Here is a 12,857-nt window from a genome sequence, read left to right on the forward strand (position 1 = left end):
GGCGTGATCGGGCGCTGCGCGCCTCGCGAGGCGTTCCAGCGAGTCCTCTCACCGGCGCCAACCGGGCTACGGTGGGAGCCATGAGGACGACGATGGTGCCGAACCTGGGACGTGAGATCTCGCTGGTGGGTTTGGGGACCTGGCAGCTGGGTGGTGACTGGGCCACCGTGGGCGACGACGCCGCGCAGGAGGTCCTGAACGCCGCTGCCGATGCGGGCACGCGGCTCTTCGACACGGCGGACGTCTACGGCGACGGCCGCTCCGAGAAGGCGATCGGCCGCTTCCTCGCCGGGCGCGAGGACCGCGACGACTTCGTGGTCTTCACCAAGATGGGCCGCCGCGCCGACCCGCATGTCCCCGAGGCGTACACGCTCGACGCCTTCCGGCGCTGGACGGACCGCTCGCGGGAGAACCTGGGCGTCGAGACGCTCGACCTGGTGCAGCTGCACTGCCCGCCCACGCCCGTGTTCTCCGACGGCCGGGTCTACGACGATCTCCGCACGCTGGTCGACGAGGGACGCATCGCGCGCTGGGGCGTGAGCGTCGAGCTGGTGGACGAGGCCCTCGCGGCGCTCGAGCAGCCGGACCTCGCGACCATCCAGATCATCGTCAACATCTTCCGCCGCAAGCCGCTCGAGCGCGTGCTGCCGCTCGCGGCGGAGAGGGGCGTCGGCATCATCGCGCGCCTGCCGCTCGCCTCGGGGCTCCTCTCCGGCAAGTACGACGAGCACACCACCTTCGCCCCCGAGGACCACCGCACGTGGAACCGCGACGGCTCGAAGATGAACATCGGCGAGACGTTCTCGGGCATCCCGTTCGAGGTCGGGGTCCAGGCGGCCCGCGAGGTCGCGGCGCTCACCCCGGAGGGCTGGACCACGGCGCAGATGGCGCTCGGCTGGCTCAAGCAGATCGGCGTCGCGACGATGATCCCCGGCGCTTCGAAGGTGTCGCAGGCCCAGTCCAACGCCGCGGCCGCCGAGTTCCCGGAGCTTCCTGCGGAGACCATGGACCGGCTCGAGCAGATCTACGAGACGTACTGCCGGGAGCACGTGCACGGCGTGTTCTGAGCCGCGGCGCGCAGGTGACGGTCCCGCATGACACGGCGAGGTCCGAGCACGCCAGGTGAGCGTCCCGACCGGTGAGGGTGGGAGGGGGCGCGGCATGCAGCCGGTACCCTGGTGTGCGCACCCCGTTGCAGGCGCCTGTAGCTCAGGGGATAGAGCACCGCTCTCCTAAAGCGGGTGTCGCGCGTTCGAATCGCGCCAGGCGCACCACACCAGGCCGTTGTCCGCCGGACGCGCCCGCGCTACCGTCGCCGCATGGATCGGCGCACACGCGTGGTGACCGCGGCGCTCGTGCTCGTGCTCGCGAGCGGGTGCCGGCCCGAGGGGGGCGAGGCGCAGCTGGTGAACGAATCCGGCAGGGAGGACCTCAGGCTGGTCGTCGTCGACGCGCAGGGCAGAGACCGGGTGTCGCTGGCGATCGGCGAGAAGGCCTACCTCGACACGCAGTTCATGGATCGCGAGCTGCAGTGCTACGTGGCGGAGGACGGGCGCTTCGAGGTGCGTGACCCCGAGGGCGAGGTGTTCGCGGTCAACGACTTCGGTGAGGACGCGGTCTGCGACGGGGACGTCATCGTGCTCGGCCAGGATGGGTCGTTGACCTGGCAGGTGCAGCACACGCCTCGTCCGTGACCTTCGCCCCGGCGCGCGCGCCGATCCGCGCCATAACGTGGTTGTCATGGTCGGGATGGTCCGGCGTCACCTCGAGATGATCGTGCTGGTCGTCTCGGGCCTCCTGCTGGCCGGGGGCGCCGTCGCCTGGTGGTCCTCCGCCCCCGACGCCGCCACGGTGCTGTGGGTCGCCGGCACCATCCTCGGCCTCATCTTCGCGCTCGCCGCGACGCTCGAGGCGGCGCGGCACAAGCGTCCCACGGTTGACGTCATCGCCGTCCTGGCGCTCGCGGGCGCGCTCTGGGTGGACGAGCCGCTCGCGGGAGCGATCATCACCCTCATGCTCGCGACCGGGCAGGTGCTCGAGGCGCGTGCCGATGCGCGCGCCCGCCGCGAGCTGAGCCTGCTCACCGCGCGTGCCCCGCGCACGGCGCGCCTGCTCGTCGACTCAGGCCTGGTCGAGGTGCCGGTGGCCGAGGTCACGGTGGGCTCCCGCATCCTGGTGCGGCCGGGCGAGGTGGTGCCGGTCGACGGTCGCATCGCGACGAGCGCGACGTTCGACGAGAGCGCGTTGACCGGAGAGCCCGCTCCCGTCGAGCGCGCCGCGGGCGAGGACGTCCGCTCGGGTGTGGTCAACGCCGGCACCCCCGTCGAGATGGTCACCACCACGACCGCCGAGTCCTCGACCTACGCCGCGCTCGTGCGCCTGGTCGAGGAGGCGCAGGCGACGTCCGCGCCCTTCGTGCGCGCCGCCGACCGGTGGGCCCTGGTGTTCGTGCCCGTTACGCTTGCGCTCGCGGGCGCCGCCTGGTGGGCCGCCGGCGACCCCGTGCGGGCCGTCGCGGTGCTCGTGGTCGCCACGCCGTGCCCGCTGCTGCTCGCGGCGCCCATCGCGCTCGTCTCCGGATTGTCGCGCGCCGCGCGCCTGGGCGTGGTGATCAAGGGAGGAGGCGCGCTCGAGCGCCTCGCGCGCGCCCGCGTCATGGTCGTGGACAAGACCGGCACGCTCACGCGCGGCCGCCCCGCCCTCGCGGACGTCGTGTCGGACACCGCCGCAGGGGAGCACGCGTCGGATGAGGCCCTGCGCCTCGCCGCGAGCCTCGACCAGCTCTCCGCCCACGTGCTCGCGGGGCCGATCGTCGAGGCGGCGCTCGCACGTGGGCTCCCCCTCACGGTGCCCGAGGAGAGCCGCGAGGTCCACGGCCAGGGGGTCGAGGGGACCGTCGACGGCCGTCGGGTGAGGCTCGGGCGCGCGAGCTGGATCATCGACGGGCCGCCGCCCGGGTGGGTCGCGCGCGCACGCCGCCGTGCCGAGCTCGACGGCTCGATGACCGTGCTCGTCGAGGTCGACGGCGCTCCGGCCGCGGTGCTCACGCTCCAGGACCCCGTCCGCCCGGACGCGCCGCGCATGATGCGGGCGTTGCGGTCGGCGGGGATCACCCGCGTGGTCCTCGCGACGGGCGATCGCGCGGACGTCGCGCACGCCGTCGGACGCATCGTCGGGGTCGACGAGGTGCTCGCGGACTGCACTCCCGAGGACAAGCTCGCGGCGCTGGCACGTGAGCGCGCCGCCGGTGCGACCGTCATGGTGGGCGACGGCATCAACGACGCGCCCGCGCTCGCGGCCGCGGACGTGGGCGTCGCGCTCGCCGCACGGGGAGCCACCGCATCGTCCGAGGCTGCCGACGTGGTCCTCACCGTGGACCGGGTCGACGCGCTCGCGCACGCGATGAGCGTCGCGCGCCGCTCGCGACGCATCGCGCTCCAGGCGGTCGGGGTCGGCATGGGGCTGTCGCTCGTCGCGATGATCGCGGCGGCGCTCGGCTTCCTGAGCCCGACGGTGGGTGCCGCCCTCCAGGAGGTGATCGACCTCCTCGCGATCGCGATCGCCCTGCGCGCGGTGCTGCCCGGGCGTGAGTCCGGGCCCTCGCTGAGCCCCGACGACCGTGCGGTCCTCGACGCCCTGAGGATCGAGCACGACGGGCTCGGCCCGTTGGTCGAGAGCGTCGCCACGGTGGCCGACGGGCTGTCGACAGGGCATCCCGACCTCACGGCCGCGCGCGAGCTGGTGCATGCGCTCGAGACCGAGCTGATCCCCCACGAGCGCGCCGACGAGGAGCGCCTGGTGCCCATCGTCGCGCGTGCGCTCGGCACGCATGAGGCCGTCGCCGCGCTGAGCCGGACGCACGCCGAGATCGAGCATCAGGTGGCGCTGCTGCGACGCCTGCTCGACGGCGCCCCCGAGCCGCCCGACGCCGAGTCCGTCGTCGAGGCGCGGCGGCTGCTCTACGGTCTCTACGCGGTGCTGCGCCTGCACAACGCGCAGGAGGACGCGGACGCGTTCGGGCTCATCCCAGCGTCCGGGGCGTGACGGGGAGTGGACGTCGCGCGTGTGGACATCGCCGTGCTGGGCGGCGGTGCCGCCGGCCTGTCGCTCGTGTGCCACCTGGCACGAACCGGCTGGCACGGCTCGCTGGTGCTCGTCGACGACGGCGCGCACCCCGCCGCCGGGCGCGCATGGGCGTGGTGGTCGCGCGGCGACGCGCTGCTCGACCCGCGGGCCGCTACCGCGCTGAGCTGCGCCACGGTGGCCGGGCCGGGGTGGCGCCGCCGCATGGATCTCTCGCCCTACGCGTACCGCGTGCTGCCCGGTGCCGCGCTCGACGCCGCCGCCGAGGCCGCGCTCGCGTCGCGTGCCGCATGGCGGCGCCTCTGGGGTCGGGCGACGACGGTCGTGCCGGACGATGCGGGCGCGAGCGTCACGGTCGAGACCGACGCGGGGCCGGTCGAGGTGAGGGCGCGGTGGGTGCTCGACTCCGTGGGGCCCGGCGAGGACCGCCCGGACACCTCGTCGCTCGACTTCCTGGGCCTGCGGCTGCGGGCGCGGGAGCCGGTGTTCGACCACGGCGCCGTCACGCTCATGGACTTCCGCACCGGGCAGGACGATGGCGTCGCGTTCATGTACGTGCTGCCGGTCTCCGCACGGGAGGCCCTGGTCGAGCGCACCGTGTTCTCCGCCCCGGGGGCCTCGCCCGACCACGCACCGCATCTCGCGCAGTACATCGGGGAGATCGGGGCCGCTGCCGCGGTCGAGACGGGGCGGGAGCACGGGCGCATCCCGCTCCTGGCCCGCGCGCCCACGCGGGCGGAGGGCGCCGTGGTCCCCATCGGCGCGCGTGCGGGCCTGGTGCGGGAGAGCACCGGGTACGGGTTCGCGCGAATCCAGCGCCACAGCGCCGCGCTCGCGCGTGCCCTCGCGGGAGGAGAGGACCCGGCGGGGGCGGCGCCGGCCCGGCGATGGGCTCGCGCCCTCGACGCATCGCTCATGCGCCTGATCCGCGACGATCCCGACGGCGCGCGCGAGGTCCTGGGCGCCCTGCTGCGGCGCAACCCGCCGGAGCGCATCCTCGCGTTCCTCGACGAGGACGCCTCGCCGCTCGCGCAGGCACGGCTCTTCGCGTCGCTCCCCGAGTTCGCGCGCGCGACGCTCGTCACGCGCCTGAGGGGCGCGGGCGCGCGGCGACGATGAGGCGTGTCGCGGCGGCGCGCCGCTACCCTGCTCCCCATGGGTGACGTGCCTGATGCGCGCCGCGGCGCTCCCGCGCGCGGTGGCGCACGCCCGGCGGTGGCGCCCGGACACCTCCCGGGGGAGGCAGCCGCGGACCTGTCGACGCTGCGCTCGCACAACCTCGGCATCGTGCTGCGCATGCTGCGGGATCACGGCACGCTGACCCGCAAGGACATCGAGCATGCGACCGGCCTGGTGCCGGCCTCCGTCACCAACCTGGTCGCGGACCTGGCGGCGCGCGGACTCGTGAGGGACCAGCGCGGCGGCTTCGGGGAGGCCAGGGGGCGCGGCCGGCCGCGCGTCACGGTCGAGCAGGTGCCCGACCGGGTGCTGGGCCTCGCGGTCCGCATCGAGCGTGCGCGGCTCACCGCGGAGCTCCACTCGAGCGCGGGCCTGCTGCTGGACTCCGCGTCGCGGACGGTGACGCACGGCTGGGGTCAGCCCGGCGACGTCGCGGAGGCGATCGCGGCGCTCATCGCGCGCGCCGCAACCCTCGCCGATGCGCACGGCGGCATCCTGCTGGCCTGCACCGTCACGGTGCCGGGCCCCGTGGGCTCCGACAACCGGATCGCCGACACGCTCGAGTTCGGCTGGGGTCACCTCGACCTCGTGGGCCTCATCCGTGCCGCGGGTGCGCCGGAGTCCCTGCGGCTCGACGTGGTGAGCGACTCGTGCGCCGCGGCGCTCGCCGAGCACTGGGCGCTGCCGCGGCCGCGACCCGGGGTGACCCTGTACATCGGCACGGGCTCGGGCCCCAGCCTCGTCGGCGGGCTCGTCGCCGACGGGCGCATCCTCGCCGGCGGGCGGGGGTACGCCGGTGCGATCGGGCACATCACCGTGGACTGGAGGGGACGGTCCTGCGAGTGCGGGTCGATCGGCTGCGTCTCGACGTATGTGGGTCCCGATGCGCTGCTCGCCTCGGCGCGGCTCATGGACCTGGCCCACATGGCGGGACGCGCCGCGGCGCTCGACGAGCTCCGCGCGCGGCTCGACCGTGGCGAGAAGCGCGCGCTCGACGTCGCGCTGCGAGCGGGCGACATCCTCGGTGCCGCGCTGCGCAGCGCGTACGACGTGGTCAACCCGTCCGCCGTGGTCCTGGGGGGCTACCTTGCCAGCCTGCGGCGCTGGCTCGAGCCCGGCATCCAGATGCAGCTCGCGCCGCGCAGCGAGAAGCTCGCGCCCCTGACCATCGAGTCGGGCCGGCTCGGGAGCCGCGCGGGGATGGTCGGCGCGGCGCGGCATGGGCTCCAGCCGGTCTTCGACGACCCCACGATCGTCCCGCTCCTGCGCGCCGACGATGCTGCCGTGGGCTGAGCCCTTCTCCGCGCGGTTGCCGCCGGCTCGCCCCGGGTACCTGTATTGTCAACAATATTGTCGATGACTCGCGGGCGCGGCAGCGTGGCCGTCCCGCCGGTTGCGGCGCTTCGGCGTCAGGGGAGGAGAACCATGGTGGCGGACGCCCGGGTGACCGAGGAGCTCAAGGCCGCGATCCTGCGGGGCGAGTTCGCGCCGCGTCAGCGCCTCGTGGAGATCGAGCTGTGCGAGCAGTTCGACGCGAGCCGCTTCGCGGTCCGGGCGGCGCTCCAGGCGCTCGAGGCCGACGGGCTGGTCGAGCGTCAGCGCAACCGCGGCGCGCGCATCCGCGAGATCGGCATCGACGAGGCCGTCGAGATCACCCAGGTGCGCGAGGTGGTCGAGGGGCTCATCGCGCGTCGCGCCGCCGAGCGCGTCGACGACGCCGAGGCGGAGGCGCTCGCGGAGATCGGGCGCGCGATGCACGCCGCCGTCGCGGCGGGGGAGGTCGGCGAGTACAGCGACCTCAACGCGCGCCTGCATGCGCTGCTGCGGGACATCGCGCGCCACGACAAGGCGAACGGCATCATCGCGCACCTGCACGGCCAGATGGTGCGTCACCAGTTCGCGCTGTCGCGCGTGCCGGGGCGCTCCAAGGTGTCCGTGCACCAGCATCAGGCGATCATCGACGCCGTGATCGCACGCGACGCCGATGCGGCCGAGGCGGCCATGCGCGCGCACATCGTCTCCGTGATCGAGGCGCTCCGGGCGATCGTCTGAACGTCAACTTCGCTGGTAGATCACCATTCGAAGGCTCGTGACACAAACGTTGCCAATTTCGTCTACAGAATTGTCAACAATCTTGCTAACGTGACGCATGCGGCGCCCTCAAAGGTGAGGGTGCTGGTCTCAAGGAGGAGCCCATGCAGATCAAGTCCCCGACGCTCCGCGTGCGCGCCGCGTTCGGCGCGGTGGCCGCCCTCGGCGTCCTCGCGCTCGCCGCGTGCAGCTCGGACAGCCCGGCCGAGACGACCACGTCCCCGGCCACCGAGCCCACCACGGGCGACACCGCCATGGAGGAGCCCATGGAGATCACCGACGTCACGGTCGGTCTCATCCCGATCCTCGACGTGGGGCCCATCTACCTCGGTGTCGAGAAGGGCTTCTTCGAGGAGGAGGGCCTCAACCTCTCGCTCGAGCTCGCCCAGGGCGGCGCCTTCATCATCCCCTCGGTCAGCCAGGGGGACTACGAGTTCGGGTTCAGCAACGTCACCTCGCTGATCCTTGCCACCGCCAACGGCGTGGGGCTCGAGGCCGTCGGCCCCGGCGCCTCGACCAACGGCACCGAGGAGGACATGGCCGCGGTGCTCACCACCGCCGACTCCGGCATCTCCTCCGCCAAGGACCTCGAGGGCAAGAAGGTCGGCGTCAATGCGCTCGCCAACGTCAACACCGCCACCATCAACCAGATGGTGCGCGACGACGGCGGCGACCCCACCACGATCACCTACGTCGAGCTGCCGTTCCCGGACATCGTCCCCGCGATCGTGTCGGGAGACATCGACGCGGGCCAGGTGGTCGAGCCCTTCCGCACGGCCGGCGTGAACCAGGACCTGGTGAGCATCGGATCGAACTTCCTGGCGATGAGCCCGACGTTCATGATCGCCGAGTACTTCACCTCGTCCGACTACGCGGCCGAGAACCCCGAGGTCGTCGCAGCCTTCGAGGCCGCGCTCGCAAAGTCGTTCGAGTACGCCACCGCGCACCCCGACGAGGTTCGCGCGATCGTGCTCGAGTACACCCAGATGGATGAGGAGACGGCCAACGCCGTGCGGCTCCCGGGCTGGCCGAGCGAGATCGACGCCGCGTCGGTCGACCTCCAGGCCGAGCTCGCCGTGACGGACGGGACGCTCACCGAGATCCCGGACCTGTCCAACCTCAAGTAGCGGGACCGGGGCCGCGGCATCCCACGCCGCGGCCCCGGGTCATCCCCGGCATCGTCCGCCTTCCCCCCCCTCTCATCCCCAACCGACGGTCCGCCGTCGGATCGGAGGCCCGTGTGTCCTCGAGCCCATCCACGCTGGCACCGCCCGCCCGACCGCGGGCCGGCGCTCGCCCTCGCCGGCCGCGCCGCAGCCGTGATCTCTGGCTAGGCGTCGTCGGCGTCGTCATCGTCCTCGCGGGTGCCGAGACCCTGTCGCGCACCGGCATCGTCAACCCCGACTTCCTCCCGCCCGTCACCGCGATGTACGCGGCGCTCTTCGAGATGCTCCGCGAGGGCTGGTTCTGGGAGGCGTTGTGGCTCACCGTGCGCGGCTGGGCGATCGGCCTGGCGGCGGCCATGACGCTCGGCATCGTGGTCGGCTTCGTGATCGGCTCCGTCCCGTTCCTGCGCAAGTTCACCAGCTCGACGATCGAGTTCCTGCGCCCGATCCCCTCGGTCGCGCTGATCCCGCTGGTGATCCTGCTGTTCGGCGCGCAGCCGCAGTCGGCGTTCGTGCTGGTCGTCTACGCCGCCTTCTGGCAGGTGCTGGTCCAGGTCCTCTACGGCGTCGCCGACGTCGACCCGGTGGCCCGCGACACGGCGCGCTCGTACCAGTTCGGGCCCCTCCGCGTCGCGCGATCCGTCATCTACCCCACGGCGCTGCCCTACATCATGACGGCCTTCAGGCTCGGGGCCGCGGTGGCGCTCATCCTCGAGATCACCGCGGAGCTGGTGATCGGCGTGGATGGCCTGGGCCGCGAGCTCGGCATCGCGCAGAGCTCCAACGCGGTCCCCGAGACCTACGCGCTCGTGATCGCCATCGGTCTCATCGGCGTGGCCGTCAACCTGCTCGCACGGTTCGTCGAGCGCAAGGCCCTCTGGTGGCACCCCTCGGTGAGGAGCGAGAACTCATGACCAGGTTCCTCAAGGCGGCGGGCTACGCCGTCGGGCTCCCGGCGATCCTGCTGACCGCGTGGTGGTTCGGCTCGGCGAACTCCACGGACCCCTTCTGGCCGCCGCTGTCCACGATCATCGAGACGTTCCCCACCACGTGGACCTGGGACCGCATCGTCGCCGACGTGTTCCCGTCGCTCGCCCGTCTGGGCATCGGCTTCGGCATCGCCGTGGTGGTCGGCATCGTCCTCGGCACCGCGATCGGCCTGTCGCCGACCCTGCGTGCCCTGTCGGAGCCGGTCCTCGAGTTCTTCCGCGCCGTGCCGCCCCCGGTGCTGGTCCCGATCATCGCGCTGTTCGCCGGCTACACCGGCTGGCTCGGCAAGATCATCACCATCGCGCTCGGTTGCCTCTGGCCCATCCTCCTCAACACGGTCGAGGGCGTCCGCGGGCTCGAGCCGGTGCTGGGCGACACGGCACGCAGCTATCACCTGAGCAGGTGGCGCCGCCTCGTGTTCGTGGTCCTTCCCGGGGCGAGCCCGCGCATCTTCACGGGTGCCCGTCAGGCCCTGTCCATCGGCGTGATCCTCATGGTCATCTCGGAGCTGTTCGGGGCCAACCGCGGCCTCGGTGCCGCGATCGTCCAGTTCCAGAGGAGCTTCGCCATCCCCCAGATGTGGACGGGCGTGATCCTGCTCGGCCTCATCGGTGTCCTGCTCGCCGCCGTGTTCAAGGTGGTCGAGAACCGGATGCTCGCCTGGTACCTGGGCCAGCGTCAGATCGAGCGAGGAGAGTAAGCATGTCCATCACCACCCATCTGACGTCACGTCTCAAGGCCGACGCCCCGGCGGCCGCGCCGCGGGACCAGGCGGTCGCGCTCGACCTGCGCGCCGTGCAGAAGACCTACGACACCCCTGGGCGTCCTCAGGTGGAGGCGATCCGTCACCTCGACTTCTCGATCCGCAAGGGCGAGCTCGTGTGCGTCGTCGGCCCCTCGGGCGCCGGCAAGACCACGCTGCTGCGCTCGATCGCGGGCCTGCTCGACCTCACCGCCGGCGAGGTGGTCCTCGACGGCACCGTGGTGACGGGGCCGCCGCAGGGCATGGCCGTCGTGTTCCAGGAGTACGGGCGCAGCCTCTTCCCGTGGATGACGGTGCGTCAGAACGTCGAGCTGCCCCTCAAGGAGAAGGGCCTCGACAAGGCCGCGCGCCGTGAGAAGGTCAACCGCGCTCTCGAGGAGGTGGGCCTCACCGAGGCCTCCGAGCAGCACCCGTGGCAGCTCTCGGGAGGCATGCAGCAGCGCGTCGCGATCGCCCGCGCCATCGCGTTCGAGCCGACCGTGCTGCTCATGGACGAGCCCTTCGCGGCCGTCGACGCGCAGACCCGCGCCGAGCTCGAGGACCTGGTGCGCTCGCTGTGGAAGCACCTGGGCGTCACGGTGCTCTTCGTGACCCACGACATCGACGAGGCGGTCTACCTGGGCGAGCGCGTCATCGTCCTGTCCAACCGCCCCACCGTGCTCATGGAGGACGTCAACGTCGATCTGCCCGTCGAGCGCGACCAGCTCACCACGCGGTCGCACCCGCGGTTCGGCGAGCTGCGCGGCCACGTGTACTCGCTCATCCAGCGCGCGAAGCGCGGCGACCGTCCCGACGCCCCGATGCCGGGCTCGCACGGCGCGACGGAGGCGTGACGTGGAGACCGTGATCCTCACCGACCCCCCGCGCCCCGCGCGCGAGACGGTCGAGGCGTTCGCGAGCATCGGCGTCGCGACCGTCCACGAGGCGATGGGGCGCACCGGCTCGATCTCCGCGCTGCGCCCCATCCAGCAGGGCGTGCGCGTGGCCGGCACCGCGGTGACGGTCATGAGCTGGCCCGGCGACAACCTCATGATCCACGCGGCCATCGAGCAGTGCGGTCCGGGCGACATCCTGGTGGTCACCACGCGCGAGCCGTCCTCGCACGGGATGTTCGGCGAGCTGTTCGCGACCGGCCTTCAGAGGCGCGGGGTGGTGGGTGCGCTCATCGACGCGGGTGCGCGCGACACGCAGGAGATGCGTGACATGGGCTTCCCCGTGTGGTCGCGGCACGTCAACGTCATGGGCACCGTCAAGAGCACGCCCGGCGCGATCAACGTGCCGATCGTCGTGGGCGGCCAGGTGATCGACGCCGGCGACATCATCGTCGCCGACGACGACGGCGTGGTCGTGGTCCCGCGGGCCGGGGCGGACGATGCGCTGGTCAAGTCGCGCGCGCGGCTCGACAAGGAGGAGGCGACGCGCCAGGCGTTTCTGGGCGGCGAGCTGGGCCTCGACCGCTACGGGATGCGTCCCGTGCTCGCGGACCTGGGCGTGACCTACCGGCGGCACCCGGAGGCCGACGCGTCATGACCGGCATCCCGTGCGCGCTCATGAGGGGAGGGACGTCGAAGGGCGGGGTCTTCCTCGCCTCGGACCTCCCCGCCGACGAGGCCGCCCGGGACGATCTGCTGCTGCGCATCATGGGCAGCCCGGACCTGCGGCAGATCGATGGGCTCGGCGGCGCGCACCCGCTCACCAGCAAGGTCGGCGTCGTGAGCCTCTCCGAGGACCCGCAGGCGGACATCGACTACCTGTTCCTGCAGGTGGCTGTGGACCAGCCGGTCGTGTCGACCTCGCAGACGTGCGGCAACATCCTCGCGGCCGTCGCGCCGTTCGCGATCGAGCGCGGGCTGGTGCCGGCGCTCGAGGGGCGCACCGTGGTGCGCGTCCGCATGGTCAACACCGGGACGATCGCGGCCCTCACCGTCCGCACCCCCGGCGGCGAGGTGACGTACCAGGGCGATGCCGGGATCTCCGGCGTGCCAGGGACCGCCGCGCCCATCGAGGTCGCGCTCGATCCCGCCGCGGGCGCGCTGCTGCCCACCGGCAACGTGATCGACAAGGTCGCGGGCGTCGAGGCCACGCTCATCGACAACGGCATGGCGTCCGTGCTCGTGCGGGCCGAGGACCTGGGCCTCACCGGCGGCGAGATCCCCGCGAACCTCGAGGGCGATCCCGAGGTGGTGCGCCGGATCGCCGAGATCCGTGCGGCCGCGTTCCCCCTCATGGGCATCGCGGGCACCCCGGAGACGACCACCACGCCCAAGATCGTGCTGCTGTCCCCGCCCGCGGAGGGCGGGACGCTGCGCACGCGGAGCTTCATCCCGTACCGCGTGCACGAGGCGATCGGCGTGCTCGGCGCGGCCTCGGTCGCGGCCGGCGCCCGCCTCGCCGGCACCGTGGCGGACGGCCTGGCCCGGCTGCCGGCGGACGATGCGCCGCTGAGGATCGAGCACCCCACCGGCTTCCTCGACCTGTACGTCGACCCGGTGCCGGGCGACCCTTCGCGGGTGGGGGAGTCCCGTGTGGTCCGCACCGCGCGGATGATCATGGACGGCAAGGTCCATCCCCGTCCCTGAACGCCA

12 protein-coding genes and 1 tRNA gene are annotated in these 12,857 nt (G+C 72.9%); all 13 read left to right on the forward strand.

Annotated features, from left to right (window positions below; translation table 11 throughout):
* Window positions 1-80 precede the first annotated feature (80 nt).
* The 13 genes from AOM06_RS01325 to AOM06_RS01385 all read left to right on the forward strand — a co-directional run bounded on the left by AOM06_RS01325 (window position 81) and on the right by AOM06_RS01385 (window position 12,851).
* Window positions 81-1,067 (forward strand): aldo/keto reductase, encoded by a 987-nt coding sequence (locus tag AOM06_RS01325; protein WP_062301585.1) that lies wholly within the window; start codon window positions 81-83, stop codon window positions 1,065-1,067.
* A gap of 131 nt (window positions 1,068-1,198) precedes the next feature.
* A tRNA-Arg gene (locus AOM06_RS01330) sits at window positions 1,199-1,274 on the forward strand.
* 45 nt (window positions 1,275-1,319) lie between these two features.
* A complete protein-coding gene (locus AOM06_RS01335) occupies window positions 1,320-1,694 on the forward strand; it encodes a hypothetical protein (protein ID WP_156163532.1) in 375 nt (124 codons plus the stop codon).
* A 46-nt stretch (window positions 1,695-1,740) separates the two neighbouring features.
* Window positions 1,741-4,044, forward strand: coding sequence for a heavy metal translocating P-type ATPase (locus AOM06_RS01340; protein ID WP_062301591.1), 2,304 nt, complete (start codon window positions 1,741-1,743; stop codon window positions 4,042-4,044).
* A gap of 6 nt (window positions 4,045-4,050) precedes the next feature.
* On the forward strand, window positions 4,051-5,202 hold the full coding sequence (locus tag AOM06_RS01345) for an FAD-dependent oxidoreductase (RefSeq protein ID WP_062301595.1): 1,152 nt from the start codon (window positions 4,051-4,053) through the stop codon (window positions 5,200-5,202).
* Window positions 5,203-5,238: 36 nt separating this feature from the next.
* A complete protein-coding gene (locus AOM06_RS01350; RefSeq protein ID WP_062301599.1) occupies window positions 5,239-6,555 on the forward strand; it encodes an ROK family transcriptional regulator in 1,317 nt (438 codons plus the stop codon).
* Window positions 6,556-6,687: 132 nt separating this feature from the next.
* Complete coding sequence (locus AOM06_RS01355) at window positions 6,688-7,314, forward strand: GntR family transcriptional regulator (protein ID WP_062301602.1); 627 nt, start codon at window positions 6,688-6,690, stop codon at window positions 7,312-7,314.
* A gap of 143 nt (window positions 7,315-7,457) precedes the next feature.
* Window positions 7,458-8,480, forward strand: coding sequence for an ABC transporter substrate-binding protein (locus AOM06_RS01360; protein ID WP_062301605.1), 1,023 nt, complete (start codon window positions 7,458-7,460; stop codon window positions 8,478-8,480).
* Window positions 8,481-8,593: 113 nt separating this feature from the next.
* Complete coding sequence (locus tag AOM06_RS01365; protein WP_082105220.1) at window positions 8,594-9,433, forward strand: ABC transporter permease; 840 nt, start codon at window positions 8,594-8,596, stop codon at window positions 9,431-9,433.
* Complete coding sequence (locus tag AOM06_RS01370) at window positions 9,430-10,209, forward strand: ABC transporter permease (protein WP_062301609.1); 780 nt, start codon at window positions 9,430-9,432, stop codon at window positions 10,207-10,209. The genes AOM06_RS01365 and AOM06_RS01370 overlap by 4 nt, the downstream gene beginning before the upstream one ends.
* A gap of 2 nt (window positions 10,210-10,211) precedes the next feature.
* The gene (locus AOM06_RS01375; protein WP_082105221.1) at window positions 10,212-11,105 is read left to right on the forward strand and encodes an ABC transporter ATP-binding protein; all 894 of its coding nucleotides are present in this window, start codon (window positions 10,212-10,214) and stop codon (window positions 11,103-11,105) included.
* 1 nt (window position 11,106) lies between these two features.
* A complete protein-coding gene (locus AOM06_RS01380) occupies window positions 11,107-11,802 on the forward strand; it encodes a 4-carboxy-4-hydroxy-2-oxoadipate aldolase/oxaloacetate decarboxylase (RefSeq protein WP_062301612.1) in 696 nt (231 codons plus the stop codon).
* Window positions 11,799-12,851: a PrpF domain-containing protein gene (locus AOM06_RS01385; protein WP_062301616.1), complete on the forward strand. Its 1,053-nt coding sequence runs from the start codon at window positions 11,799-11,801 to the stop codon at window positions 12,849-12,851. Before AOM06_RS01380 ends, AOM06_RS01385 begins: the two co-directional genes overlap by 4 nt.
* The last annotated feature ends 6 nt before the right edge of the window (window positions 12,852-12,857 follow it).

It is taken from the genome of Demequina subtropica (genome assembly GCF_000971235.1).
Classification (GTDB): domain Bacteria; phylum Actinomycetota; class Actinomycetes; order Actinomycetales; family Demequinaceae; genus Demequina; species Demequina subtropica.